The organism is Streptomyces sp. NPDC048192 (assembly GCF_043202415.1).
In the GTDB taxonomy this organism is placed as follows: Bacteria; Actinomycetota; Actinomycetes; order Streptomycetales; family Streptomycetaceae; genus Streptomyces.
In genome coordinates, this window is record NZ_JBIDAL010000004.1 from 416,832 (window position 1) to 441,827 (window position 24,996).

Annotated in this window: 23 protein-coding genes and 1 tRNA gene; 9 read left to right on the forward strand and 15 right to left on the reverse strand. The window is 72.4% G+C overall.

Annotated features, from left to right (window positions below):
• The first annotated feature begins 90 nt into the window (after positions 1 to 90).
• The 6 genes from ACGFZN_RS10180 to ACGFZN_RS10205 all read left to right on the forward strand — a co-directional run bounded on the left by ACGFZN_RS10180 (position 91) and on the right by ACGFZN_RS10205 (position 4,293).
• Positions 91 to 1,056, forward strand: a complete 966-nt coding sequence (locus ACGFZN_RS10180; protein WP_393858118.1) for an ABC transporter ATP-binding protein — start codon at positions 91 to 93, stop codon at positions 1,054 to 1,056.
• Positions 1,046 to 1,963, forward strand: a complete 918-nt coding sequence (locus tag ACGFZN_RS10185; RefSeq protein WP_393858001.1) for an ABC transporter permease — start codon at positions 1,046 to 1,048, stop codon at positions 1,961 to 1,963. The genes ACGFZN_RS10180 and ACGFZN_RS10185 overlap by 11 nt, the downstream gene beginning before the upstream one ends.
• On the forward strand, positions 1,960 to 2,871 hold the full coding sequence (locus ACGFZN_RS10190; RefSeq protein WP_393858002.1) for an ABC transporter ATP-binding protein: 912 nt from the start codon (positions 1,960 to 1,962) through the stop codon (positions 2,869 to 2,871). The genes ACGFZN_RS10185 and ACGFZN_RS10190 overlap by 4 nt, the downstream gene beginning before the upstream one ends.
• Before the next feature lie 10 nt (positions 2,872 to 2,881).
• On the forward strand, positions 2,882 to 3,601 hold the full coding sequence (locus tag ACGFZN_RS10195) for an ABC transporter permease (RefSeq protein WP_393858003.1): 720 nt from the start codon (positions 2,882 to 2,884) through the stop codon (positions 3,599 to 3,601).
• Positions 3,602 to 3,679: 78 nt separating this feature from the next.
• Entirely contained in the window at positions 3,680 to 3,931 is a 252-nt protein-coding gene (locus ACGFZN_RS10200; RefSeq protein WP_393858004.1) for a hypothetical protein, read from the forward strand.
• A 257-nt stretch (positions 3,932 to 4,188) separates the two neighbouring features.
• Positions 4,189 to 4,293, forward strand: a tRNA-OTHER gene (locus ACGFZN_RS10205).
• Positions 4,294 to 4,320: 27 nt separating this feature from the next.
• Here the strand turns inward: ACGFZN_RS10205 and ACGFZN_RS10210 are convergent.
• From ACGFZN_RS10210 to ACGFZN_RS10250, 9 genes are all read right to left on the reverse strand, one after another.
• Positions 4,321 to 5,124 carry an HAD family hydrolase gene (locus ACGFZN_RS10210; protein WP_393858005.1) on the reverse strand — a complete coding sequence of 268 codons (804 nt, stop codon included), beginning with the start codon at positions 5,122 to 5,124 and terminating at the stop codon, positions 4,321 to 4,323.
• A complete protein-coding gene (gene serS / locus ACGFZN_RS10215; RefSeq protein ID WP_393858006.1) occupies positions 5,121 to 6,398 on the reverse strand; it encodes a serine--tRNA ligase in 1,278 nt (425 codons plus the stop codon). Before serS ends, ACGFZN_RS10210 begins: the two co-directional genes overlap by 4 nt.
• 582 nt (positions 6,399 to 6,980) lie before the next feature.
• The gene (pheA, locus tag ACGFZN_RS10220) at positions 6,981 to 7,916 is read right to left on the reverse strand and encodes a prephenate dehydratase (protein ID WP_393858007.1); all 936 of its coding nucleotides are present in this window, start codon (positions 7,914 to 7,916) and stop codon (positions 6,981 to 6,983) included.
• A 115-nt stretch (positions 7,917 to 8,031) separates the two neighbouring features.
• Positions 8,032 to 9,306 carry an iron uptake transporter deferrochelatase/peroxidase subunit gene (efeB, locus tag ACGFZN_RS10225; protein WP_393858008.1) on the reverse strand — a complete coding sequence of 425 codons (1,275 nt, stop codon included), beginning with the start codon at positions 9,304 to 9,306 and terminating at the stop codon, positions 8,032 to 8,034.
• A gap of 8 nt (positions 9,307 to 9,314) precedes the next feature.
• Entirely contained in the window at positions 9,315 to 11,246 is a 1,932-nt protein-coding gene (locus ACGFZN_RS10230; protein WP_393858009.1) for a copper resistance CopC/CopD family protein, read from the reverse strand.
• A 13-nt stretch (positions 11,247 to 11,259) separates the two neighbouring features.
• Positions 11,260 to 11,730: a copper chaperone PCu(A)C gene (locus ACGFZN_RS10235; RefSeq protein ID WP_393858119.1), complete on the reverse strand. Its 471-nt coding sequence runs from the start codon at positions 11,728 to 11,730 to the stop codon at positions 11,260 to 11,262.
• Positions 11,731 to 11,750: 20 nt separating this feature from the next.
• The gene (locus ACGFZN_RS10240) at positions 11,751 to 12,404 is read right to left on the reverse strand and encodes an SCO family protein (protein ID WP_393858010.1); all 654 of its coding nucleotides are present in this window, start codon (positions 12,402 to 12,404) and stop codon (positions 11,751 to 11,753) included.
• Positions 12,405 to 12,511: 107 nt separating this feature from the next.
• Positions 12,512 to 13,279, reverse strand: coding sequence for a YcnI family protein (locus ACGFZN_RS10245; protein WP_393858011.1), 768 nt, complete (start codon positions 13,277 to 13,279; stop codon positions 12,512 to 12,514).
• A 238-nt stretch (positions 13,280 to 13,517) separates the two neighbouring features.
• Complete coding sequence (locus tag ACGFZN_RS10250) at positions 13,518 to 14,387, reverse strand: hypothetical protein (protein ID WP_393858012.1); 870 nt, start codon at positions 14,385 to 14,387, stop codon at positions 13,518 to 13,520.
• Between the two features lie 211 nt (positions 14,388 to 14,598).
• Here ACGFZN_RS10250 and ACGFZN_RS10255 point away from each other — a divergent pair, with 211 nt between their 5' ends.
• Positions 14,599 to 15,048, forward strand: a complete 450-nt coding sequence (locus ACGFZN_RS10255) for an ATP-binding protein (RefSeq protein WP_393858013.1) — start codon at positions 14,599 to 14,601, stop codon at positions 15,046 to 15,048.
• A gap of 44 nt (positions 15,049 to 15,092) precedes the next feature.
• Here the strand turns inward: ACGFZN_RS10255 and ACGFZN_RS10260 are convergent, their stop codons facing one another.
• The 3 genes from ACGFZN_RS10260 to ACGFZN_RS10270 form a co-directional block, all read right to left on the reverse strand.
• Complete coding sequence (locus ACGFZN_RS10260) at positions 15,093 to 16,457, reverse strand: PLP-dependent aminotransferase family protein (protein WP_393858014.1); 1,365 nt, start codon at positions 16,455 to 16,457, stop codon at positions 15,093 to 15,095.
• Between the two features lie 108 nt (positions 16,458 to 16,565).
• Entirely contained in the window at positions 16,566 to 18,050 is a 1,485-nt protein-coding gene (locus ACGFZN_RS10265) for an aminopeptidase P family protein (RefSeq protein WP_393858015.1), read from the reverse strand.
• A gap of 138 nt (positions 18,051 to 18,188) precedes the next feature.
• Positions 18,189 to 19,589, reverse strand: a complete 1,401-nt coding sequence (locus ACGFZN_RS10270) for a PP2C family protein-serine/threonine phosphatase (protein ID WP_393858016.1) — start codon at positions 19,587 to 19,589, stop codon at positions 18,189 to 18,191.
• Positions 19,590 to 20,199: 610 nt separating this feature from the next.
• On the opposite strand from ACGFZN_RS10270, the gene ACGFZN_RS10275 reads away from it, so the two are divergent.
• On the forward strand, positions 20,200 to 20,886 hold the full coding sequence (locus tag ACGFZN_RS10275; protein ID WP_393858017.1) for a bifunctional DNA primase/polymerase: 687 nt from the start codon (positions 20,200 to 20,202) through the stop codon (positions 20,884 to 20,886).
• Between the two features lie 349 nt (positions 20,887 to 21,235).
• On the forward strand, positions 21,236 to 21,922 hold the full coding sequence (locus tag ACGFZN_RS10280) for a hypothetical protein (RefSeq protein WP_393858018.1): 687 nt from the start codon (positions 21,236 to 21,238) through the stop codon (positions 21,920 to 21,922).
• A gap of 257 nt (positions 21,923 to 22,179) precedes the next feature.
• On the opposite strand, the gene ACGFZN_RS10285 is transcribed toward ACGFZN_RS10280, so the two are convergent.
• The 3 genes from ACGFZN_RS10285 to ACGFZN_RS10295 all read right to left on the reverse strand — a co-directional run bounded on the left by ACGFZN_RS10285 (position 22,180) and on the right by ACGFZN_RS10295 (position 24,986).
• On the reverse strand, positions 22,180 to 23,145 hold the full coding sequence (locus ACGFZN_RS10285) for a DUF5926 family protein (protein WP_393858019.1): 966 nt from the start codon (positions 23,143 to 23,145) through the stop codon (positions 22,180 to 22,182).
• A 178-nt stretch (positions 23,146 to 23,323) separates the two neighbouring features.
• The gene (locus ACGFZN_RS10290; RefSeq protein ID WP_393858020.1) at positions 23,324 to 23,974 is read right to left on the reverse strand and encodes an ATP-binding protein; all 651 of its coding nucleotides are present in this window, start codon (positions 23,972 to 23,974) and stop codon (positions 23,324 to 23,326) included.
• 181 nt (positions 23,975 to 24,155) lie between these two features.
• Complete coding sequence (locus ACGFZN_RS10295; RefSeq protein ID WP_393858021.1) at positions 24,156 to 24,986, reverse strand: glycerophosphodiester phosphodiesterase; 831 nt, start codon at positions 24,984 to 24,986, stop codon at positions 24,156 to 24,158.
• Positions 24,987 to 24,996: the final 10 nt, after the last annotated feature.

Genomic DNA, 24,996 nt, shown 5'->3' on the forward strand with positions numbered 1-24,996 from the left:
AGGGCCCCGTAATACCTGGGTCTGACGCGAAGACGGCTCTGAGGTCTGACGACCGGCGTGGCCCGGATCACTACTGTCATGGGCGTGACTGTGATCGCGACCGAAAGCCTGAGCAAGCGGTTCCCCCGGGTGACCGCGCTCGACCGGCTGTCCGTGGACATCGGGCCCGGTGTGACCGGACTCGTCGGAGCCAACGGCGCCGGCAAGTCCACCCTGATCAAGATCCTGCTGGGTCTGTCCCCCGCCACGGAGGGCCGCGCCGAGGTGCTCGGCCTCGACGTCGCCACCAAGGGCGGCGCCATCCGCGAGCGCGTGGGGTACATGCCGGAGCACGACTGCCTGCCGCCGGACGTCTCGGCCACCGAGTTCGTCGTCCACATGGCGCGCATGTCCGGCCTGCCGCCCACCGCCGCCCGCGAGCGGACCGCGGACACCCTGCGCCACGTCGGCCTGTACGAGGAGCGCTACCGCTCCATCGGCGGCTACTCGACCGGCATGAAGCAGCGGGTCAAGCTCGCGCAGGCGCTGGTGCACGACCCGCAGCTGGTGTTCCTGGACGAGCCGACCAACGGCCTCGACCCGGTGGGCCGGGACGAGATGCTCGGCCTGATCCGTCGCATCCACACCGAGTTCGGCATCTCCGTCCTGGTCACCTCCCACCTGCTCGGCGAGCTGGAGCGGACCTGCGACCACGTCGTCGTCATCGACGGCGGCAAGTTGCTGCGCTCCAGCTCCACCACCGACTTCACCCAGACCACGACCACCCTGGCGATCGAGGTCACCGACAGCGACGCCCACCCCGACGGCACCCGCGCGGTCCGCGACGCGCTCCACGCGCGCGGGGTGGACACCGAGGCAGAGGGCCACGGCCTGCCCGGCGCCGGACACATCCTGCTGCTGAGCGCCCGGGGCGAGGAGACGTACGACCTGGTCCGGGACGTCGTCGCCGACCTCGGCCTCGGCCTGGTGCGCATGGAACAGCGCCGGCACCACATCTCCGAGGTGTTCACGACCAGCGACGAGGAGCGGAAGGAGGCCGTCGGACATGGCGGTTGAGCAGCCCCTGCCCACGCCGGCCACGCCGGCCGGCGACCAGACCCGCATCCACGACATCGGCTACCGCGGCTACGACGGCCCCCGCCTCGGCCGCGCCTACGCCCGCCGCTCCCTGTACGCGCAGTCGCTGCGCGGCGCCTACGGCCTCGGCCGCTCCGCCAAGTCCAAGGTGCTGCCCATGCTGCTGTTCGCGGTGATGTGCGTGCCCGCGGCCATCATGGTGGCCGTGGCCGTCTTCACCAAGGCGCACGAACTGCCGGTGGCCTACACCCGGTACGCCATCATGCTGCAGGCCGTGATCAGTCTCTACGTCGCCTCCCAGGCGCCCCAGGCCGTCTCCCGCGACCTGCGCTTCAAGACCGTACCGCTGTACTTCTCGCGGCCCATCGAGACCGCCGACTACGTCCGCGCCAAGTTCGCCGCGCTCGCCTCGGCGGTCTTCATCCTGACCGCGGCCCCGCTGCTCGTGATGTACCTGGGCGCGCTGCTGTCCAAGCTGGGCTTCGCCCACCAGACGAAGGAATTCGCCGAGGGGCTTCTCTCCGTGGCCCTGCTCTCCCTGCTCTTCGCGGGCATCGGCCTGGTCATCGCGGCCGTCACCCCGCGCCGCGGCTTCGGCATCGCCGCCGTGATCGCCGTGATGATCATCTCCTACGGCGCGGTCAGCACGCTCCAGGCCATCGCCCATGTGCAGGACCACTCCTCCGCGATCCCGTGGATCGGCCTGTTCTCGCCCATCACGCTCATCGACGGCGTCCAGTCGGCGTTCCTCGGCGCGACCGCCCGCAATCCCGGCGCGGTGAACCCGTCGACCGGACAGGGCGTGGTCTACGTCCTCGTCGTGCTCGCCCTGATCGCCGGCAGCTACGGCCTGCTGATGCGCCGCTACAAGAAGGTGGGACTGTGACCACGCTCAGCATCGACCACGTCTCCCGCTGGTTCGGCAACGTGGTCGCCGTCAACGACATCACCATGACCATCGGCCCCGGCGTCACCGGCCTGCTCGGACCCAACGGCGCCGGAAAGTCCACCCTGATCAACATGATGGGCGGCTTCCTCGCCCCCTCCACCGGCACGGTCACCCTCGACGGGCAGCCGGTGTGGCGCAACGAGCAGATCTACCGGCACATCGGCATCGTCCCCGAACGCGAGGCGATGTACGACTTCCTCACCGGCCGCGAGTTCGTCGTCGCCAACGCCGAGATGCACGGCCTCGGCGCCAAGGCGGCCCAGAAGGCCCTCGCCACCGTCGAGATGGAATACGCCCAGGACCGGAAGATCTCCACGTACTCCAAGGGCATGCGGCAGCGCGTGAAGATGGCGAGCGCGCTGGTCCACGACCCCTCGCTGCTCCTGCTGGACGAGCCGTTCAACGGCATGGACCCACGCCAGCGCATGCAACTGATGGACCTGCTGCGGAAGATGGGCGACGAGGGCCGCACCGTGCTGTTCTCCTCGCACATCCTCGAAGAGGTCGAGCAGCTCGCCCGGCACATCGAGGTCGTCGTCGCGGGCAGGCACGCCGCCAGCGGCGACTTCCGGAGGATCCGCCGGCTGATGACCGACCGGCCGCACCGCTATCTGGTCCGCTCCAGCGACGACCGGGCCCTCGCGGCCGCGCTGATCGCCGACCCCTCCACGGCCGGCATCGAGGTCGACACGACCGAGGGCGCGCTGCGCGTCCAGGCCGTCGACTTCGGCCGCTTCACCGCCCTGCTGCCCAAGGTCGCCCGGGACCACGGCATCCGGCTGCTCACGGTCTCGCCTTCGGACGAGTCCCTGGAGTCCGTCTTCTCGTATCTGGTCGCGGCGTAGGAGGCCGAAGATGTACGACCCCACCGTCGCCCGGCTCACCTACCGGGCCCTGCTCGGCCGGCGCCGGGCCCTCATCCTCGGCGCGCTGCCGCTGCTGCTGATCGTGATCTCCGTGGCCGTGCGCGGCCTGACCGGAGCCGACGACCAGACCGCCTCCGACGTCCTCGGCGGCTTCGCAATCGCCACCATGGTGCCGATCATCGGCGTCATCGCGGGCACCGGCGCGATCGGCCCGGAGATCGACGACGGCTCCGTCGTCTACCTGCTGTCCAAGCCGCTGAAGCGGCCCGCGATCATCTTCACCAAGCTGATCGTCGCCATCGCCGTGACCATGGTCTTCTCGGCGGTGCCCACCCTGATCGCCGGCCTGATCCTCAACGGCAACGGCCAGCAGGTCGCCGTGGCCTACACGGTCGCCGCGCTGGTCTCCTCCATCGCCTACTCGGCCCTCTTCCTGCTGCTCGGCACGGTTTCCCGGCACGCGGTGGTCTTCGGCCTGGTGTACGCGCTGGTCTGGGAGGCGCTGTTCGGCTCCCTGGTGCCCGGCGCGCGCACGCTCAGCGTCCAGCAGTGGTCGCTGGCCGTCGCCCACAAGGTCGCCGGCGGCGATCTGGTGACCTCGGACGTGGGCCTGCCGACGGCCACCGTGCTGCTGGTGGTGGTGACCGTGCTGGCGACCTGGTACGCCGGGCAGAAGCTGCGGACGCTGAAGCTGGCGGGCGAGGAGTAGGCCGGCGGCGCCTTGACCGGGGCCTCACCCCGGTCCCGGCACACTGGGCACAGCGGATGTACGGCTAGGAGGCCGGTCATGGCAGAGGAGATGCCGCGAAGCGACGGGCGTGGACGCACCGGGGAGTCCGAGACCGACGTCTGGGACGGGCTGGTCCTGGACGAGGACTTCATACGGGGCGCCGACGCCTCCGAGCCGTCCGCGCGGGCCCGGATGCTCGCCGCCCGCTGGCGGGCCGAGGCGCCCGAGCCGCAGCCGTGGCGCTCCGACGAGCCGCCGGCGGGCTGGTTCTTCAGCAAGGCGCGGCGCCGCAGGTGGCGCCGCCGGTAGCAGCGCCCCTTTTATTCGGTGGCGTCCAAGTCGGCGGCGAGGCACCCTGGTTGTGCCCCATTCCGCCGGGAACGTCTCCCGGTGTCACGATCCGGGAGAGGAGCAGGGCGATGTCCATGCACGGCAGTACGCCCAGCTCCCGACAGGGCGGCCCGAGGCCGGCTCCGGTGTAGTTACCCCACCGTCGAGCCCTCAGGGGCAGCCCGGGGCGGCCGCTTCGAGCACGTGAGCGCTGCGCTCGCGTGGGCCGCCCACCCGGAGGATTGGCCGAGTGGTAAGGCACCGGTTTGCACTGTGTTTGATCAAAAGCAACCGTGGTCGGGCCTGAAAAGCCCGCGCACGTTCGATCCGTGCATCCTCCGCAGAAGAAGCAGAAGAAGTCGGAAAGCTCAGCCCAGCAACCGCTCCAGCACCACCGCGATGCCGTCTTCGTCGTTGGCGGCGGTCACCTCGTCGGCCACCGCCTTCAGCTCCTCGTGGGCGTCCGCCATGGCCACGCCGTAAGCCGCCCACGCGAACATCGGGATGTCGTTCGGCATGTCGCCGAAGGCGATCGTGTCCGCGGCCTTCACGCCGAGACGGCGGGCGGCGAGAGAGAGCCCCGTGGCCTTGGACAGGCCCAGCGGGAGGAGTTCCACGATGCCCTCGCCGGCCATGGCGACCGTGACGAAACCGCCGGCCGCCTGCCGTGCGGCCTCCGCCAGTTCGTCGTCGCCCAGCGTCGGATGCTGTATGTAGAGCTTGTTCAGCGGAGCGGCCCAGAGGTCGGACGCGTCCGTGAACGGCGTCGCCGGGAGGTGGCCGGTCACCGCGTACCCGGGGCCGACCAGCACCTCGCCGTCGAGGCCGTCCCGGCTGGCCGCGAGATACAGCGGGCCCACCTCCGCCTCGATCTTGGCCAGCGCCACGCCCGCCAGCTGCCGGTCCAGGGTGACGGACGTCAGCAGGCGGTGCGCCCCGGCGTCGTAGACCTGCGCGCCCTGGGCGCAGACGGCGAGGCCCTCGTAGCCCAGGTCGTCCAGGATGGGCCGGGTCCAGGGGGCCGCGCGCCCGGTGACGACGATGTGGGCCGCGCCCGCCGCGGTGGCCGCGGCGAGCGCGTCACGGGTGCGCTGCGAGACGGACCCGTCGCAGCGCAGGAGCGTGCCGTCGAGGTCGGTGGCGACGAGCCGGTACGGGAATCCGGCGCTCACCTGGCGACCGGTTCCAGGACCTCGCGGCCGCCCAGGTACGGGCGCAGCACCTCGGGGACCCGGACGGAGCCGTCGGCCTGCTGGTGGTTCTCCAGGATCGCCACGATCGTGCGCGGTACGGCGCACAGCGTGCCGTTGAGGGTGGCGAGCGGCTTGACCTGCTTGCCGTCACGGACACGGATCGACAGCCGGCGGGACTGGAACTCGGTGCAGTCCGAGGTCGAGGTCAGCTCGCGGTACTTGCCCTGGGTCGGGATCCATGCCTCGCAGTCGAACTTGCGGGCGGCCGAGGCGCCGAGGTCACCGGAGGCGACGTCGATGACGCGGAACGGCAGCTCCAGCGAGGTCAGCCACTGCTTCTCCCACTCCAGCAGCCGCTGGTGCTCGGCCTGGGAGTCCTCGGGGGCGACGTACGAGAACATCTCGACCTTGTCGAACTGGTGCACCCGGAAGATGCCGCGGGTGTCCTTGCCGTGCGAGCCGGCCTCGCGGCGGAAGCAGGGCGAGAAGCCCGCGTACCGCAGCGGCAGCTTGTCGGCGTCGAGGATCTCGTCCATGTGGTAGGCGGCGAGCGGGACCTCGGACGTGCCGACCAGGTACAGGTCGTCCTTGTCGAGGTGGTAGACGTCCTGGGCCGCCTGGCCGAGGAAGCCGGTGCCCGCCATCGACTGGGGGCGGACCAGCGCCGGGGTGAGCATCGGGGTGAAGCCCGCGGCCGTCGCCTGGGCCATCGCCGCGTTCACCAGGGCCAGCTCCAGCAGGGCGCCGACGCCGGTGAGGAAGTAGAAGCGGGAGCCGGAGACCTTGGCGCCGCGCTCGACGTCGATCGCGCCGAGCAGCTGGCCGAGCTCCAGGTGGTCCTTGGGCTCGAAGCCCTCGGCGCCGAAGTCGCGGATCGTGCCGTGCGTCTCCAGCGTGACGAAGTCCTCCTCGCCGCCGACGGGCACGTCGGGGTGGACGAGGTTGCCGAGCTGGAGCAGCAGCTCCTGGGTCTCGGCGTCGGCCGCGTCGCGCTCGGCGTCGGCGGCCTTGACGTCGGCGGCGAGCTGGCTCGCCCGCTTCAGCAGCTCGGCCTTCTCGTCGCCGGTGGCCTTGGGGATGAGCTTGCCGAGCTGCTTCTGCTCGGCGCGCAGCTCGTCGAAGCGGACGCCGGAGGACCTGCGCCGCTCGTCGGCAGACAGGAGAGCGTCGACGAGCGCGACGTCCTCTCCACGGGCGCGCTGGGACGCGCGCACACGGTCGGGGTCCTCACGGAGCAGACGAAGGTCAATCACGAGGCCAAGGCTACCGGTGCATGCTCGCCGCTCACGAATCCCTATTCCATGGAGTTCCGTGAAGTTCGGATTCGCCGGTGTTTGTCGCTTACGTTCCGTTATGTGCGAATTGCCGAACGTGTCGCAGGGCGTCAAGGAAAAGTGTCTCACTCCCTGGGACGGGGCACGATCCGGCCGCCGCCTTGACCGGATTCCCTTGTGGAGAACGAGACTTCACTGGTCGGCTGTCCACAGGAATCCACACTCTTCGGGAAGTTATCCACAGGCTGTGTGGAAGATCTGTGGATTACGGAATTGATCACTCCGGAAGTTGTCGCAGAACCATGGAATTCCCCGTTCGAACAGGGGCGACACCCACCTTCGGGTGGAAAAGGGTCGCTCCAAAAGATGAACCAAAGGAAACGGGTGGACGAAGGGTGATCTGCCGGGCGGTGGCCGCAACAGGGACTTCCAGGGCGATTTGTCGACTGGGTCACGCGTCGTTGTCGACTTGTCCCCAGGTCGAGAAGCGGACCTGTGGATAACTCCTGTGGATAACGAAGATATGCAGGTCGTACTGGCGGGAAGCAGTCTACGACCGCGTCAGAACCGGCCGTCCTGGCAGCGCGCCACCCAGTCCGCGGCCGCCATGAACTCCTCGTCCGACGTGCCCTGCCGGGTCGTCGGGGCCTCGGCCGGAGTGATGTCCGCGCGCGGATAGGAACCGAGATAACGCACCTGGAGGCAGATCCGCTTCAGCCCCATCAGCGCCTCCGCCATCCGCCGGTCGGAGATGTGGCCCTCGGCGTCGATGCAGAAGCAGTAGTTGCCGATGCCCGCACCGGTCGGCCGGGACTGGAGCAGCATGAGGTTGATCCCGCGCGAGGCGAACTCGCCGAGCAGGTCGCGCAGTCCGCCGGGGTGGTCGTCGCGCTGCCACAGCACCACCGAGGTCTTGTCGGCGCCGGTCGGCGCGGCGGGCCGGGCCGGGCGGCCGACCAGCACGAACCGCGTCTGCGCGGTCTCCGGGAAGTCGTGGATCCCGGTTTCCAGGGCCTCGAGGCCATAGCGGGCGGCGGCGAACTCGCCGGCGAACGCGGCGTCGTAGCGGCCCTCCTGCACCAGGCGGGCGGCGTCCGCGTTCGAGGCGGCGGACTCCCAGTCGGCGTCGGGCAGGTGGGCGCGCAGCCAGTTCCGCACCTGGGACTGGGCCGCCGGGTGGGCGGAGACGGTCTTGATGTCCGACAGCTTCGTGCCGGGCCGCACCAGCAGCGCGAAGGTGATCGACAGCAGCACCTCGCGGTAGATCATCAGCGGTTCGCCCGCGACCAGCTCGTCCAGGGTGGTGGTGATGCCGCCCTCGACGGAGTTCTCGATCGGCACGAACGCCGCCTCGGCCTCGCCGGCCCGGACCGCGTCCAGTGCGGACTGCACCGACACATAGGGGACGAGCTCCCGGGTGGCCGCCTCGGGGAGCGTCCGCAGGGCCACCTCGGTGAAGGTGCCCTCGGGGCCGAGATACGCATAGCTCGCTGGCATGTCCTCACCCTAATGGCCGTGACCGGACCCGTCGTCCGCGTCTCACGAAAGCCACTCGACCGGGTGGTTTGAACCCGGGAAATCGGCAAAGCGCGTCACCCGGTCGCGTTCCGGATCAGCCCTCCAGCAGTCGCTGCCCCACGTACTCGCCCTTCGCCGCCCCGCCCGGCACGGCGAACAGCCCGCTCGCCTCGTGCCGGATGAACGCGGACAGGGCGTCGCCCCGGTCGAGCTTGCGCTGCACCGGCACGAAGCCGCGCAGCGGGTCCGCCTGCCAGCAGATGAAGAGCAGACCGGCGTCGGGGGCGCCGTCGGCGTCGAAGCCGTCGTGGTAGGAGAAGGGGCGCCGCAGCATGGCCGCGCCGCCGTTCTTGTCGGGTCGGGTGATGCGGGCATGGGCGTTGAGGGGGACGACGTAGTCGCCCTTGGCGTCGGTCTTCTCGAGGTCCATCGGGGTCGTCTCGTCACCGCCCGACAGCGGCGCCCCGTTGGACTTCCGGCGCCCGATGACCGCCTCCTGCGCCGGCACCGACAGCTTCTCCCAGTCGTCCAGGAGCATGCGGATACGGCGGACGACGGCGTAGGAGCCGTTCGCCATCCAGGCGGGCTCGCCGGATACGGGGACGAAGATCCGCTGGTCGAAGTCGGCGTCGGTCGGCTTCGGATTGCGGGTGCCGTCGAGCTGGCCCATGAGGTTGCGGGCGGTCATGGGATGCGCGGTGGCGCCGGGGGTGCGGTTGAAGCCGTTCATCTGCCAGCGGACGCGGGCCGCGGAGCCGGCGTCCTTCTGGATCGCGCGCAGGGCGTGGAAGGCGACCAGGGCGTCGTCGGCGCCGATCTGCACCCACAGGTCGCCGTCGCTGCGTGCCTTGTCGAGGTGGTCGGAGGAGAAGTCCGGCAGCGGGTCCAGCGCGGCCGGCCGCTGCTTCTCCAGTCCGGTCCTGCCGAAGAAGGAGTGACCGAAGCCGAAGGTGATCGTCAGCGAGGACGGCCCGGCGTCGCGGGCCACATCGGTGTCGTCGTGCGGCGCCGGCTCGCCCGCCATGAGGCGCTCGGCCGTCGTCGACCAGCGGCGCAGCAGGGCCGCGGCCTCCTTGCGGCCGACGCCCGCCGCCAGGTCGAAGGCGATCAGATGACCGCACGCCTGCAGACCCTCGGTGATGCCGGGCTGATGTTTCCCGTGAAACATCGCCCGGCCGGCCCCCACGGACGTCAGCGGGGTGGCCGGCGCAGGGGCGGCGGCGTAGCCCACGGCCCCGCCGGCGGCGCCGAGCACGAGCCCGGTGGCACCGGCCGTGCCCAGCAGCGCGCGGCGGGACAGGCCGCTGGACGGGGAGGCCCCAGACACCTCGGCGGACGTACGGGCCTCGGGGATGGACTGGTCGGGCATGGTGTCGTTCAGCCGATCTGCGCGTTCTTGGAGACGGTCACCTGGTCGATGTCGGAGGTGCGCACGGTCACGGCGATCTTCCAGTCGCCGGCCATGGGGATCTGCACCCCGCTCGCCGACCAGTGGCCGGTCGTGATGTGCTCGGGGGTCACGGGAAGCGGGCCGATCTTCTTCGTCTCCAGGGTGAAGGCGATCTTCACCTCGGGGATGTCGAAGGCCTGGCCGCCCGGTCGCTGGACGTACACGTGCATCTCGTTGCCGCCCACGCGCGCCGGGTCGAGGTCGACGCTGACGACCCCCTTGCCGTTGGCGCCGCCGGTGTCGAAGGGCATGTCGAGGGTCAGCGCGCCGTTCGAGGGCGCCGTGGCCGAGCCGGCGGAGGACGAGGAGGCGGCCTTGGCGTCCAGTTCGGTGCGGCCGGGCTCGGTCTGGGTGAGCCAGGTGGTGACGGCGAGCAGCACGACCGCGACGCCCGCCTCGGCGAGCACCGAGCGGCGCAGCCCGAAGCGGTTCCCGTCGCCGTCGCGCAGCCGCTTCTGCCGGGCGGCGGCCATCGCGGCCCGCTGCCGGGCCAGCTGCGCGGCACGCCGGGAGTCACCGGAACCGGCGTCCTCGGCCGTGTCCCCCTTGGCCGTACCCGCCTTCGCCGCGCCGGCTTTGGCGGCGCTGACGCGCTCCTTCTCGGGCTCTGCCGCGGCCGTGCCGGTGCCGTCGGTGAGCCGGGCCGTCCAGCGGCGCGAGACGGAGGCGATGCCGACCAGCAGCGCCACGAGCCCGATCTTCACCAGCAGCAGCTGCCCGTACCGGGTGTCGGTGAACGCCGACCAGGAGCCCAGCTGGCGCCAGGACTGGTAGGTGCCGGTCGCGACGAGCGCGACGACGGAGCCGAAGGCGATCCGCGAGAAGCGGCGCACCGCGCCGGCCTCCACCGGTGTCTCGGCGGGCGCCCGGTACAGGGCGACCAGCAGGGCGGTGAGCCCGCCCAGCCAGGCGGCGACGGCCAGCAGATGGACGACGTCGACGGGCATGGCGATGCCCGGCTGGAGCCCGACCGAGGCGTGCTCGGCCATGGCCCAGCTGGTGGCGAGCCCGGCCGCGACGACCACACCGCCGATGGCGAGCCCGAAGGTCAGGTCGCGCTTCTCCTGGCCCTCCTCCCGCTTGGTGAAGGCACCGAACAGGACGGCGATGAACAGCGCGGCGGCGGCGAGCAGCAGCAGCCGGGAGACCAGGGCCGCGCCGGTCTTGGTCTGCAGCACCTGGCCGAGCAGGCCGAGGTCGAAGACGTCGGCGATCTTCCCGGAAGTGGTGTACGAGCCGCGCAGGAGCAGCAGCCACAGGGTGGCCGCGGTGAGCGTGAGCCAGCCGCCGACGACCAGCCGCTGCAACGGCCGTACGCCCGCGCCGCGCTGCCAGCAGGCGAGCACGAAGGCGGCGCCGCCGACGAGCACGATGAAGCCCGCGTACGACGCGTACCGCCCGAAGGCGTAGAGCACGCCGACGGCTCCGCCGCCCGCGACCGGTCCGGTGGCGGAGACCACGGTCTGGGAGGGCGCCCCGATGGAGAAGGTGTAGGCGCCGGAGACGGGGTGGCTGTCGGCGGAGACGACCTGGTAGGTGACCGTGTAGGTGCCCTTGCCCAGGCCGCCCTTGAGCTTCACGGCGTACGTCGTGCCGCTGAGGTTGGCCGGGCCTCCGGTCTGGACCGGCTTGCCCCTAGGGTCGAGGACGCGCAGGGAGTCGTCGTTCATCGCCACCTTCTCGGAGAAGGTGAGCGACACCTGGCTGGGCGCCTGTTTGACCACCACCCCCTGCGCCGGGTCGCTGCCGGTCAGCGCCGCGTGTGCGGAGGCCGGTCCGGCGCCGGCGAGCAGCGCGCCGGTGACGGCGAGAAGCAGCAGCACCCAGGTCCGCAGGCGTGGGGTGGCGGTCCGCGTCACAGTGGTCCCTCCCTCAGTGGCCGGTCGACGGGTTGTACGTGGCGGATTTCACCGGCATCTCGACGGTGAGGGGCCCGGATTTGGCGAAGGTGAGCTTCACGGTGACCGTCTGGCCCTGCCTCGGCCGGCGCTTCAGCTTCTCGAACATCAGGTGGTTGCCGCCGCTTTTGAACACGAGTTGACCGTGCGCGGGTATGGCGAAGGAGCTCTGCTCCCGCATGGCGCCGCCCGTCGTGCTGTGCATGGTGACCTGGTCGGCGTCGGTGCTGGTCACCCCGGTCAGCTCGTCCGCGGCGCCGCCCTTGTTGGTGATCGTCAGAAAGCCGGCGGCCATGTCGGCGGCGACGGGCTGCGGCATGTACGGCCCGCTCACCGACAGGTCGGCCCGCGCGCCGGAGCCGGACCCCGAGCCGGAGCAGCCCGCGAGGGCCAGCGCGCCGGCGAGTGCGGCGGCCGCGGTCAGCGTGGCGGGGCGGTGCCGCACGGGCCGCCGGTCGGATCGCCTCACGGCTTCGCCCCCTCGACCAGCTTGGGCAGGTCCTTGGTGTAGTCGTCGACCGTGGCGTCCTCGCCGTAGAGGACGTAGCCGCCGTTCGTCTTCGGGGAGAAGGCGATGACCTGGGTGCCGTGGACGGAGACGAGCTTGCCGTTCTTGTCCTTGGTGGTCGGTTCCACGGAGATGCCGACGGACCGGGCGCCGGCCTGGATGGTGGCGAAGTCGCCGGTCAGGCCGATGAACTGCGGGTCGATGCCCTTGAGCCACTTGCCCAGCTCGGCGGGGGTGTCGCGGCCGGGGTCGGTGGTCACGAACACGACCCTGAGGTCGTTCTGCTCGGCCTTGGGCAGCGACTTCTTCGCCACGGCGATGTTGCTCATCGTCGTCGGGCAGATGTCGGGGCAGTGGGTGTAGCCGAAGTACAGCAGGGTCGGGTGGCCCTGGGTCTCCTTGCGGAGGTCGTACTTCTTGCCGTGCGTGTCGGTGAGGACGAGGTCCGGCTTGGTGAAGGGCTGGTCGAGGACGGTGGCGGCCTTGCCCGAGCCGGACTCCACGGAGACCGCGGAGACCGGTGACTTGTTGTTGTTCCCGCTGCCGCAGGCGGAGAGGGTCAGGGTGGCGGCGGCGAGCAGCGCGGCCGCGGCGAACGTCTTCTTGCGCATAGAAAAATGTCCCAGATGTGAGTACTCCGGCGCGCACCGGGGGTCGTACGACGGCCAGGACAGCGTCGCACGCGCCGTACGGCCCCCGGGCGCGGTCGGGAAACGGCTCAGACGGTCCGGCGGCGGCCGGCGAGGACGCCGTAGGCGACGCCCGCGGCCCCGACGACGATGCCCACCACGGCCAGCACGCGCGCGGTGGTGTCGGTGCCGTTGGTGCCGGTGGCGGCGGACGCGTTCTCGCTCCCGGTCTGGTCGGAGGTGTCCTGGGCGGCCGCCGCGCCGTGGTGGTCGTCGGCCGCGGCGGACAGCTGCAGCACCGGCGCCGGGTTCTCCGGCTCGTCCTGACCGGCCTGCGGCACCTCGATCCAGCGCACGACCTCCTTGTTCGAGTACGTCTGGAGCGCCTTGAAGACGAGCTGGTCGGTGTTCTCGGGCAGCGCGCCGAGGGAGAGCGGGAACTTCTGGAAGTAGCCGGGCCGGATGCCCTTGCCGTCGGAGGCGGTCCAGGTGACCTTGGTGACGACCTGGTCGATCTTCTCGCCGTGCAGGGTCAGCGGCTTGGCCGGCTTGGCCTTGGTGACCTGCACGTCCCAGCCGGCGACGGGCTCGGGCATGACCGAGGCGAGCGGGTGGTCGGCCGGGAAGTCGACCTCGACCTTGGTGGTCGAGGCGGTGTCGCGCTCGTTGGGGACCTTGAAGTCGACGACGGTGTAGCCGCCCTTGGCCGCGGCGCCCTCCGGCTGCACGGTGACGTGCGCGAAGGCGGGGACGGACAGCGCCAGTACGGCCGTGCCCGCGACGGCGCCGCCGGCGGCGACCCGGGCGAGGGCGCGCCGGGAGACGGCGCGGCGAGGGGCGATACGGGAAACCTGCATGGCAGGAGCACTCCACTCTGAGAGGTACGCGAAATCTGCGAAATCTGCGTGATCTCCGTGATCGGCTTGATCTCCGTGATCTGCGCGATCTGCGCGTTCGCGGGTTCCGGTGACGAGAGGTGCGCGTGCGTGGCCGAGCCGTTCGGCGGGCGCAGGCACGCGCGCGTGCCGCGCGACGGCGGCAGCTCTCTCTGCCGGCTCGGTGTGCCGGCTCGGTGGAGTGGTGGCGCGCGTCGCGTCAGGCGGCGAGACGGAAGCGGCCGGCGGGCGGCCCGCGCCGGATCACCGTGTGCTGGAGTGCGGTGGTGTGCAGGCCGGGCGCCGCGTCCGGGGCGGTGCGACGGCCGCGCGGGAGGGGCGTGGAGGCGGGCAACAGACCGGCACACAGGGCGCACGCCAGCGCGAGCGCCGCGCGCAGGGACCGTACGAGCGCCCCCTCCGCGACTCCGTGCGCCGACAGCTCGATCAGCCGCAGCAGCGCCAGATCGCCACGGCGCAGCAGCCAGCCCGCGGCGACGGCCGCGAGCACGTGGCCGAGGAGCATCGGCAGCGAGGGCAGCAGCGCGGTGGAGGAGCCGGTGACGTCGGAGGCGTGGTGCATGCCGCCCATGGCGGCCGCGGGCCGGCCCGAGCGGTCGATGAGGCGGGCGGCGAGCAGCAGGTGGAAGGCACGCCCCGGGGTGAGGGCCGAAGGGTGTGCCCCGCACAGGAGCCGCCCGGCCTGCTCGACCAGCGCGGCGTCGCTGAGCGCGGAGCCGCGGGTGCCCGCCGCCCCCGTCGCCGTGCCGCTGGTCAGGACGCCCGCCGTGCCGCCGGATGCCATGGCCGTGCCGTGCTGGCCCAGCCCGAACAGCGTGTGCAGCGTGGTCTGGCCGACCGCGAGCAGCGCGGCGGTGCCCGGCAGCGAGCGGGTCCGCCCGGCGAGCGGCACCACGAGCAGCAGACAGCCGAGGAAGCCGGCGCCCAGCGTCCACAGCGGCACGCTCGCGCAGGAGGCGAGGGTGTGGCCGCAGGCGGCCAGCACGACGCAGACCGCGGCGAACACCGCGGCCCGCAGGATCCTCAGCCCGGTGCCGGGAGGCGCCGTGCGCGGGTGGGGGGCAGTCATGGCGGCCTCATCATCGCACTGCGCCGACCGGCGTCCTACGGCAGGGCGTGGTTGCGCGGCGCACGGCGGGGCGGGGGAACGTCCCCTCATACACCCATTCCTCCCTCCGCGCATCGGCCGTATGGGCGGAGTCACGCCGACGGTGTGCTTACGTCCGCCTACGGGCGGCAATACGTATCGGTATGTCGAGCCGCGGCCAGGAGGCTGGAGCATGAGCATCTGGTGGTCACTCCATCTGCGCCGCGAGGCCGCGAGCGTGCCGCTCGCCCGGCGGCTGCTGATCGGCACCATGGAGACGGCCGGGGTCGATCCCGAGATCTCCTACGACCTTTCCGTCGCCCTCACCGAGGCCTGCGCGAACGCCGTCGAGCACGGCGGGGGCACGGCACCCGGCGGCTCCTCCGAGGCGTACCGGGTGACGGCGTACCTCGACGGAGAGAAGTGCCGGATCGAAGTGACCGACTCCGGGCCGGGGTTCCCGCGCACCCAGGAGATCCGGCAGGCCCGCCCCGACGCCGAGCACGGCCGCGGGCTCTGTCTCATCAGGGAACTCGCCGATCACGTCCACATCGGCGCCAAGCCCGGCCGGGACGGCACCGTGGTCAGCTTCGACAAGATCCTCAAGTGGACCAAGGACCCCTCGCTGCTGACCGCCTCCTGAGGCTGACGGCCTGCTGAGGCTGACGGCCTCCTGAGGTGGCGCCGTCACCCCAGCACCTTCGCCAGCACCTCCAGCGCCTCCGGATACACCCGCTCCCGCGGAGTGCCGTAGCCGACCACCAGTCCCTGCGGGCGGCCCTCGGCGGGGCCGTGCCAGTGGGCGCCCAGGGCGCCGACCGCGAGTCCCTCCGCCTCCGCCCGCGCCAGCACCTCCGCCTCGTCCGGCACGTCGATCAGCGCGTGCAGCCCGGCCGCGATCCCGTGCACGCTCCGGCCCGCGCCGAGCCGGTCCAGCAACTGGTCCCGGCGCCGCCGGTAACGCAGCCGGCACGCGCGCACATGCCGGTCGTAGGCGTGGCTGCCGATGAGTTCGGCGAGCGCCAGCTGGCCGATGGTCTCGGTGTGGTGGTCGCTGTGCAGCTTCGCGTCGGCGACCGCGTCGACCAGGTGCGCCGGCAGCACCATCCAGCCGAGGCGGAGGGCGGGGCCGAGGGTCTTGGAGGCGGTGCCCAGATAGACCACCTGGCCCGGCGCCATGCCCTGGAGCGCGCCGACCGGCTGGCGGTCGTAGCGGAACTCCCCGTCGTAGTCGTCCTCGACGATCAGCCCGCCACGCGCGCGTGCCCAGTCGCCGAGCGCCCGCCGCCGCTCCGGGTGCAGGGTCACCCCGGTCGGGTACTGGTGCGCCGGGGTGACCACCACGGCCGCGGCGTCGCCCAGCTCCTCGGGGCGCACCCCGCGCGCGTCCACCGGCACCGGCAGGACCGTTCCGCCGTTGCGCCGCACGACCTCCCGGTGGAACGGCAGTCCGGGGTCCTCCATGGCGACGGCGGCGCCCTCCAGCACGCGCGTGAGCAGCGCGAGGCCCTGGACGTACCCGGAGGTGATGACGATCCGCTCCGGGGGCGCCAGGACGCCGCGGGCCCGGCCCAGGTAGCCCGACAGGGCCGTGCGCAGCTCGATGCGGCCGCGCGGGTCGCCGTAGTCGTACGCCAGTGAGGGCGCCGTCGCGATGGCCCGGCGCAGCGCGCGCAGCCAGGCGGCCGCCGGGAACGCGCCGACGTCCGGGCTGCCCGGGCGCAGATCGAGACGCGGGGCACGCGCGCGTGCGTGGACCTGCGGGGCGCCGGCGTCCGGGGAGGGCGGCAGCGGGGCGACCCGGGTGCCGGACCCCTGACGGGCCGTCAGATAGCCTTCGGCCACCAGCTGGTCGTACGCCGCCTTCGTCGTGCCCCGGGAGACGCCGAGGTCGGCGGCGAGCCGCCGGGTGGCGGGCAGCCGGGTGCCGGGCGCGAGCCGCCCCTCCCGGATGGCGTCCCTGAGGGCCCGCTCCAGCCCGCTGCGGCGGCCGTCCGCCGCGTCGGGTTCGAGGTGCAGGTCCACGCCCACACCGGTCCAGAAGTCGTCCACGGACACCCTCCCCCTAGGTACGTGAATCCCTCGGGCGTGCGTTGCTCACGCCCTCGCACACGCCGATGGCCGGGCACGCTCCCGGGTGCCCGGCCATCAGTGTCCGACTCAGCCCTTCAGCGACGCCATCCAGGCCTCGACCTCGTCGGAGCGGCGCGGCAGACCGGCCGAAAGGTTTCGGTTGCCGTCCTCGGTGACGAGGATGTCGTCCTCGATCCGGACGCCGATGCCGCGGTACTCCTCCGGCACGGTCAGGTCGTCGGCCTGGAAGTACAGGCCCGGCTCGACGGTGAGCACCATGCCGGGCTCCAGCGTGCCGTCCACGTACGTCTCGGTGCGCGCGGCGGCGCAGTCGTGGACGTCCATGCCGAGCATGTGGCCGGTGCCGTGCAGGGTCCAGCGGCGCTGCAGGCCCAGCTCCAGGACCCGCTCCACCGGGCCCTCGACCAGGCCCCACTCGACGAGCTTCTCCGCCAGGACGCGCTGGGCGGCGTCGTGGAAGTCGCGGTACTTGGCGCCCGGCTTCACGGCCGCGATCCCGGCCTCCTGGGCCTCGTACACGGCGTCGTAGATCTTCCTCTGGATCTCGCTGTACGTGCCGCTCACGGGCAGCGTGCGCGTGACGTCGGCGGTGTAGAGCGTGTGGGTCTCCACACCCGCGTCCAGCAGGAGCAGGTCGCCGGAGCGGACCGGACCGTCGTTGCGGACCCAGTGCAGGGTGCAGGCGTGCGGGCCGGACGCGCAGATGGAGCCGTAGCCGACGTCGTTGCCCTCCACGCGCGCGCGGAGGAAGAACGTGCCCTCGATGTAGCGCTCACTCGTCGCCTCGGCCTTGTCGAGGACCTTCACGACGTCCTCGAAGCCGCGGACCGTGGAGTCGACGGCCTTCTGCAGCTCGCCGATCTCGAACTCGTCCTTGACCAGCCGCATCTCCGAGAGGAAGACGCGCAGCTCCTCGTCGCGCTCGGCGGTGACCTTGTCGGTCAGCGCCGCCTCGATGCCGGCGTCGTAGCCGCGCACCACCCGGACCGGGCCGGTGGCCTCGCGCAGCTTGTCGGCCAGCTCGCGCACGTCGGCGGCCGGGATGCCGTAGAGCGCCTCGGACTCGGCGAGGGAGTGGCGGCGGCCGACCCACAGCTCGCCCTGGCCGGAGAGCCAGAACTCGCCGTTCTCGCGGTCGGAGCGGGGCAGGAGGTAGATCGTCTCCTCGTGGCCGCCGTTTCTGGGCTCCAGGACCAGGACGCCGTCCTCGGTCTGGTTGCCGGTGAGGTACGCGTACTCCACGGAGGAGCGGAAGGGGTACTCGGTGTCGTTCGAGCGGGTCTTCAGGTTGCCCGCGGGGATGACCAGGCGCTCGCCGGGGAAGCGGGCGGACAGGGCGGCGCGGCGGCGGGCGGTCTCGGCGGCCTGCGGAACCGGCTCCAGGTCACGCAGCTCCGTGTCGGCCCAGCCCGACTTCATGTTCTCGGCCAGCTCGTCGGAGACGCCCGGGTACAGGCCGTTCTTCCGCTGCTTGATCGGCTCCTCGGCCTCGGACTCCGGGCCCTCCGCGGTAGCGGAGTCGGGCACAGCCGGGTTGAGCTCGTCGGACACGTGATCCTCCTCGATACGCCATCTGATCTCCCCCGGGCCCGCGACGCTCCTGCTTGTGGCCGAGCGGGGACCTCCATCATCGTACGGTCGTACCGGGGCGGGGGCCGGAGCCGGACGCCCCGCTGCGGCCCCGCGCGCTCAGTCGAAGCGGGCCGCCAGCAGCACCACGTCCTCCTCGCTGTCGGCCGCGTCCAGCCCGTCCGGCAGGACCGTGCGCAGGACGTGGTCGGCGACGGCGCCGGGATCCCGGCGCAGCGGGCGCGGGACGCTCGCGGCGGCCGTGTGCAGCCGGGCGAAGGCGCGGTCCATGGCCTCGCCGGTACGGTGCAGCAGCCCGTCGGTGTAGAGCAGCACCGTTTCCCCCGCCTCCGCCTGGACCTCCACGCTGGGCGCCTCCCAGCAGGCGAGCATGCCGAGCGGCGCGGAGACGGAGGTCTCGGCGAACTCGGTGCGCCGCTCGCCGATCAGCAGCGGCGGGCTGTGCCCGGCGCCGGCCAGCGTGACCTTGCGCAGGGCCGGCTCGCAGTAGGCGAACAGCGCGGTGGCCGAGCGGGCGGGCTCGGTCAGCCGCAGCAGCAGCTCCAGGTCGGACAGGACGGCGACCGGGTCCTCGCCCTCCATCACCGCGTACGCCCGCAGGGAGGCGCGCAGCCGGCCCATGGCGGCCACGGCGCTCGGGCCCGAGCCGGTGACGGAGCCCACGGAGAGGCCGAGTGCGGCGTCCGGCAGCGGCAGCGCGTCGTACCAGTCGCCGCCGCCGCGCGGCCCGGTGCGGTGCCGGGCGGCGAGCTGGACGCCGGGCACGCGGGGCAGCCGGGTGGGCAGCAGCTCCTCGGTGAGGGTCGCCATGCACGCACGCGTGCGCTCCAGCTCCACCAGCCGGGCGAGGTGCTCGGTGGCGTGCCGGACGTAGAGGCCGGCGAGATGGCGCTGCCGTTCGTCCGGCTCGGCAGGCTCGTCGTACAGCCAGACGGCGGAGCCCAGGCGGCCGGCGAAGTCGCCGGCGAGGGGGAGGGCGTAGCTGGCGGCGTAGCCGAGGCGGGCGGCCACCTCCCGGTGCCGGGGGTCGAGGCCGTCCTCGGCGCGCAGATCGGGGTGGACGACCTCGCGGGCCGCGCCGGTGTCGTAGGGCAGCGCGCGGCGCGGGACGGTCTCGATGTGGCCGAGGTCGGCGCGGCCGAGTCCGAGGCCGAGGGTGGTGCGGGGGCCGAGTCCGTCGCCGGGCTCCAGGACGACGAGACCGCGGCGGGCGCCGACCAGGGCGGCTCCGGCGCGCAGCAGTTCGTGGAGGGCGGGCTCCAGGGCGTTCGTGCGTGACAGGCGCTCGGTGAGTTCGTGGAGGGTGGTGAGGTCCGAGACCCAGCCGGCCAGCCGGTCCTGGAGGAGGGCGCCGGGGGCGGGGGTGTTCGGGGCCGGGACGAGCGCGGGGTCGGGGGAGGGACCGGGGCCGGCGGCGGGGGGAGTCGGCGCGACAGTGTGTGCGGGCGTGGGAACCGCTGGATCGATTCCAGCCACTTTCGGAGGGTGTGGGGCGCTCATGGCGTCCGGCCCTCAGACCGGTGCGTATTGCTGAAAAGCATCGCAAACCCCCATGTCATTCTGCGCCGCTAGCAGTGTCTCCACATGTACACGCACTCGTGAGGGGATGTCCAGCATTGTCCTGCGGGGATTCCTGGTGTCCGTGTGCCGGACGAGGTTTCTCCCCGAACCCCTTGCCTTACTGCCAAGTTGGCTGAAAACTGCACCAGGTATCGGTCCATTGCGGTCGACTGGCCTTGCTCCACGGAGCGTCACAGCGGTCGTGATGGGTACGTACTCGGAGAAGGCCAGGGGTGGTTGGGGGCCACCCGGAACCTGGCGACGGACCCGGGCGTCATAGCCACCGACGGCCGAGCCCCATCCTCCCTGGCGGAGGCGGAGAGAACCACGCGCGACGGCAAAACGCCATACTTCGCCACCCCCGCGCCGCAACCGTGCTTGCAAGAGACGCCCACGGAGGCGGACGCGGCCCATGCTCGACCCTTTGGGGTTCCCCCTGTCGTGCGCAGGGGTGTGATGCGCCAACAGGTACGCACAGTGAAGTGATCGACACATGGTGTGATGTGGACCACGGTGTTGCCAGCGGTGCAACGGAAAGGAACGAGCGCTCATGCGCGAGATCCTCGGAAGGCGACGCAGGCTCCTGTCCAGGCGGAACGACGGGAAGCCCGGACGGAACGACGGGAAGGCCGAGCTGATCGGCGCAGCCCTCACCTTCGCGACCGAGTGGCAGTGGCCCGTGCTCCCGGGCGTGGCCCCGGACCCGCAGGGCCGGGACCGGTGCGGCTGCCCCGACCCCGAGTGCACGGTGCCCGGTGCGCACCCCTTCGATCCCGGCCTGCTCGCGGCCACGACGGACGCCCGCATGGTGCGCTGGTGGTGGACCAACCGGCCGAGCGCGCCGATCATCCTGGCCACCGGGGGCAGGGCGCCCTGCGCGGTCAGCCTGCCGGCGCTGGCCGCATCCCGGGCGCTCGCCCTGCTCGACCGGCGCGGCATGCGCCTCGGCCCGGTGATCGCCTCCCCGGCCCGCTGGGCCCTGCTCGTCAGGCCGTACTCCATGGAGCAGTTGGGCGAACTGCTCTACGCCAAGGACTTCGTCCCCGGCTCCCTGCGCTTCCACGGCGAGGGCGGCTATCTCGCCCTGCCCCCCTCCGAGACCGGACAGGGCGCCGTCCGCTGGGAGCGGGCCCCGCTGCCCGGCTCGGCCGCGCCCTGGGTGCCCGACGTGGAGGCCGTGGTGGACGCCGTGGTCGACGCCCTCACTCGTACGGGTGTGAGCGCGCCCGAGTTGTAGGGGGTGTCGGCGCGGGCGGGGCGGGCGGGCCCCGCTCGCTCGTTATCTTCCGCACATGCTGCGAATGTCTGGGGGACGCGGGGGACACGGCCGTCGGAAGTCCGGGAGCCCTCCTGGGAGGTACGGCCGCGGGTTCCCCTGGTGGGTCTTCCCGGCAGACGGGTGCGCCGGATCCGAGGAGCCGCCGCTCCGCCACCGCGGCCGTCGGGCCTCCGGCCGGCATGGTCGCCGGTCGCCGCGGCACGCGGCGCGCGCCATGAGGATGCGGGCGACAGGGACACGGGCGACAGGGAGGCGGGCGGCAGGGAGGCGGTCGTCGACGGTATGGCCGTCGGTGTGCTGGCCGGCGTTGTCGAGCGGGCGGGATCCCCGGAAACTGCGTCTGATCGCGCTCGCGGCCGCCGTGACGGCCGCGGTCGTGCTGCCGCTGGCCGTGGCCTCCGCGGGCCCGGTGGGCAAGGCCGCCCGGCAGGCGATGGACGGCAGGCCGGGAGGCGGCAGGCCGGGAGGCCGCAAGGCGGGGGACGCCGTACGGGCGTCGGGGCGGTCCGGTGTTTCCGGAAGCGGCGGCGCCACTGGTTCCGCGGGTGACGCCGGGGCCGGGCGCGCCGGGGACGCCCAGGCGCCCTCGCACGGCCGAGGCCCCGGGCTGCTCGGGACCGGTCTGGACACCGCCGCGCGCTGCGGCCCCCAGCTCACCTCACCCGACGGCATCGAGGCGCAGACCTGTGTGCTGACCCAGGGCGCCGACACCTGGGCCCGCACCTACTACCGCAACTCCACCGGCGAGTCGCTGGACTCCTCGCTCAGCCTGATGGGACCGGACGACGGCAGCGTGCAGACGCGCTGCGTCACGAGCGCCGACGACGAACCCGCCACCTGTGAGACGCCGCGTGAGCACAGCCGGGGCGGCATGGACGCCTACACGGCCGTCACCGAGTTCTCCGCGCACGGCAAGGACGGTGCGCTGCTGCTGCGCTCGGGCAGCGACACGGCCGACGAAGACGGCAACTCCGGCTCGCTGCAGGCGGGTTGACGCTCCGCGAGGCGCCGTGCAGCGGAGGCGGACATGGAAAGACCCGGTTGCTGGCGACGGGGGATGCACCAGCAACCGGGCTACTGGAACGGTAACAAGAGATCGGCGGTTCGCAAATTCCGCGTCGGTCATTCGGCCACCGATTTCCCTGTCACCAAGGGGAGTTGTGACGGGATTCACCCGTTGCGGGCCGGTGCGCGCCGCACCGGCCGCGCGCGCCGCACCGGCCGTTCGGCCGCCGGGCGCGCGCCGCGGCGTCAGCTGAGCGTGACCTGCCGGTTGGTCAGTCCCCCGCGGGCCCGGCGCTCGTCCACCGTGAGCGGCTCGGTGACGGCCAGGGCGGCGGCGAGGCGCTCGGCGAACTCGGCGGCCGGCTTCTCCACGTCGTCCGCCGTGACCCCGCTCGGCAGGTCCCAGACCGGCACGATGACGCCGTGGGCACGGAAGGAGCCCACCAGCCGGGTGCCCTCGCCCAGGTGGGAACGGCCCGCCGCGTGCAGCCGGGCGAGAGCGTCCAGAAGCTGCTCCTCCGGATGCGGCATCACCCAGCGCAGGTGGTTCTTCTCCGGGGTCTCGCACCAGTACGCGGCGTCCACTCCCGTCAGCCTCGCGGTCGGGATGGCGGCGGCGTTGGCCCGCTCCAGGGAGGCGGTCACCTCGGGCGTGGCGTTCTCCGCGTCCGGCACCCAGAACTCGAAGCCGCCGTGCACGACCGGCTCGAGCGGTGTGGAGAGGTCGAGCAGATCCTGCAGCCGCGGACCGTCGGCGGGGGTGCGGCGGCTCTGCACCGGGGTGCCGGGCTCGGCCTCCAGGGCGCGCTGGAGAGTGTCGGCGAGATCGCGGCTGAGGTCGCCGGAGGCCGTGTCGTTCTGCAGGCCGAGCAGGACCGAGCCGTCGTCGCGGCGCAGCGCGGGCCAGGCCATCGGCAGCACCGTGGCGAGCGTGACCGAGGGGACGTCCGCGGGCAGGCCGTCCTTCAGGGTCAGCTCGGCCGTCGCGGCCGGCACCAGCTCGCGCAGCGCCACCCAGTCGCACTCACCGGGCAGGCCCTCGAACGGGCGGTGCACCAGCTCGGTGACCGCGTGCGCCGCGGCCCGCCCATGGCACGCCTTGTAGCGCCGGCCGCTGCCGCAGGGGCAGGGCTCGCGGGCGCCGACCACCGGGATCTCCGCATCGCTGAGCTGCGGCCGCTCGGCCTTCGTCTGGGGTCGCTTCTTGGCCATCGTGGGGTCTCCCGGTTAGGGCTTTTCCTGTACGGCGGGAGCCTAGCCGTTCACGCCTTGACCGTCGGGGACCTGTGGACAACGCACGCCCGCTCGACTCCGTCGGTGTGAACCTGTGGAAAATCCCGGCCCGCGTCCGGACCGCTCCCGGTCGCCGGTCCGGTCATCGCCGTGTGCGTCAGCCCGCGGGCCGGTCCAGTTCCTCGAAGGCGTCCGCGAAGTCGAGGCCGGACATGTCCGGGAGCGCGGGAGAGGGGACGCGGGCGGGGAAACCGCCGTGCCGGCACCCCGCGTCGGGATCGTGGACGTCCTCGTGGACGACCACCCAGACCGTCACCTCGCCGTGTACGTCGTCCCGGACGCCCCAGTCGTCGGCGAGCGCGGTGATGATGTTCAGCCCCCGGCCGCCGTGCGCGGTCACCGACGGCGTGGCAGGCGCCGGGCGGGTGGGGCCGCCGCCGTCCGTCACCTCGACGACGAGCCGGCCGCGCGCGTCGACCCGCCACGCGGCGCGCACGTCGCCGTCGCCGGCCATCGCGTTGCCCAGCGGCCGCCCGTGCTTGCAGGCGTTGCTCAGCAGCTCGGAAAGGATGAGTACGGCATCGTCGATGACCGATTCGGAGACGCCCCCGCTGCGCAGCTGCGCACGCATCCGGCGCCTCGCCATCCCCACGCCCGCAGGGCCATGGGGAACGGCCATGCTCGACGACGTGGGCACCTCCTGTGCCACCACCAACGCCACCCCCGAGACCTCCTTCGCCCCACGCCACGGTGTGGATGCCCCATTGGCCTGTACCGGAAACCGGCCAATCCCCTTCCGGTGACGCATTCGACACGGTCCTGGACGCAGCGAACGCGCCGGAGCACTCCCTGTGACGGAGCTTTTTCCTCTGGTCGCCGTATGGCTGGATTTCAGTGGTGTGGCCGAAGTGGAGGATTCAGCAGCCGCACAGCCGGGGTCAAGCCTCGCGCACGGCTTCTTTACCGCCCTCTTGAGATCACACGGCCGGTCACAGCCGCCCCAGCTGTCGCAGCACCGCGCGCGGGCGGTTGGTGATGATCGCGTCGACACCGAGGCGGACGCACAGATCGACGTCCTCGGGCTCGTTCACGGTCCACACATGCACCTGGTGACCGGCGCGTTTCAGCCGCTCCACATAGGCGGGCTGGTTGCGCAGGATGCGGATCGAGGGCCCGGCGATCCGGACCCCGGCGGGCAGCCGGCCGTCGCGCAGCCGCGGGGTGAGGAACTGCACCAGATAGACCGTCGGCAGCGTCGGCGCCGCGGCACGCACGCGGTGCAGCGAACGGGCGGAGAAGCTCATGATCCGGACCTGGGACTCGGCGGCGGAGGCGGGCGCGTCCAGCCCGAACCGCTTCAGGAGCGTCAGCAGCCGCTCCTCGACCTGGCCGGCCCAGCGCGTGGGGTGCTTGGTCTCGATGGCCAGCTCGACCCGCCGTCCGGCGTCGGCGACCAGCTCCAGCAGCCGCTCCAGGGTGAGGACGGAGGTGTCCGCCGGGTCCTCCGGCCGGGCCACCCAGTCCGGCTCCTCGTCCCGTCCGCGCCAGCTGTCGCGCGTCTTCCGGGAGCCGAAGTCCAGGGCGGCGAGATCGGCCAGCTCCAGGGCGGAGACGGCGCCGCGGCCGTTGGAGGTACGGTTCACCCGCCGGTCGTGGACGCAGACCAGATGGCCGTCGGCGGTCAGCCGTACGTCGCACTCGAGGGCGTCGGCGCCGTCCTCGATGGCCTTCTTGTAGGCGGCCAGGGTGTGCTCGGGCGCGTCTTCGGAGGCGCCCCGGTGAGCGACCACCTGGATGGAGCGCAGTGATGCGTGGGTCACCGCGTCATGG

Bases quoted from the DNA above. Each gene is read 5' to 3' on its own strand.
- ACGFZN_RS10185 (WP_393858001.1), top strand. From the start codon at position 1,046: ATGGCGGTTGAGCAGCCCCTGCCCACGCCGGCCACGCCGGCCGGCGAC.
- ACGFZN_RS10195 (WP_393858003.1), top strand. From the start codon at position 2,882: ATGTACGACCCCACCGTCGCCCGGCTCACCTACCGGGCCCTGCTCGGC.
- ACGFZN_RS10200 (WP_393858004.1), top strand. From the start codon at position 3,680: ATGGCAGAGGAGATGCCGCGAAGCGACGGGCGTGGACGCACCGGGGAG.
- pheA (WP_393858007.1), bottom strand. From the start codon at position 7,916: ATGCCAGCGAGCTATGCGTATCTCGGCCCCGAGGGCACCTTCACCGAG.
- efeB (WP_393858008.1), bottom strand. From the start codon at position 9,306: ATGCCCGACCAGTCCATCCCCGAGGCCCGTACGTCCGCCGAGGTGTCT.
- ACGFZN_RS10240 (WP_393858010.1), bottom strand. From the start codon at position 12,404: ATGCGCAAGAAGACGTTCGCCGCGGCCGCGCTGCTCGCCGCCGCCACC.
- ACGFZN_RS10245 (WP_393858011.1), bottom strand. From the start codon at position 13,279: ATGCAGGTTTCCCGTATCGCCCCTCGCCGCGCCGTCTCCCGGCGCGCC.
- ACGFZN_RS10250 (WP_393858012.1), bottom strand. From the start codon at position 14,387: ATGACTGCCCCCCACCCGCGCACGGCGCCTCCCGGCACCGGGCTGAGG.
- ACGFZN_RS10255 (WP_393858013.1), top strand. From the start codon at position 14,599: ATGAGCATCTGGTGGTCACTCCATCTGCGCCGCGAGGCCGCGAGCGTG.
- ACGFZN_RS10270 (WP_393858016.1), bottom strand. From the start codon at position 19,589: ATGAGCGCCCCACACCCTCCGAAAGTGGCTGGAATCGATCCAGCGGTT.
- ACGFZN_RS10275 (WP_393858017.1), top strand. From the start codon at position 20,200: ATGCGCGAGATCCTCGGAAGGCGACGCAGGCTCCTGTCCAGGCGGAAC.
- ACGFZN_RS10285 (WP_393858019.1), bottom strand. From the start codon at position 23,145: ATGGCCAAGAAGCGACCCCAGACGAAGGCCGAGCGGCCGCAGCTCAGC.
- ACGFZN_RS10290 (WP_393858020.1), bottom strand. From the start codon at position 23,974: ATGCGTCACCGGAAGGGGATTGGCCGGTTTCCGGTACAGGCCAATGGG.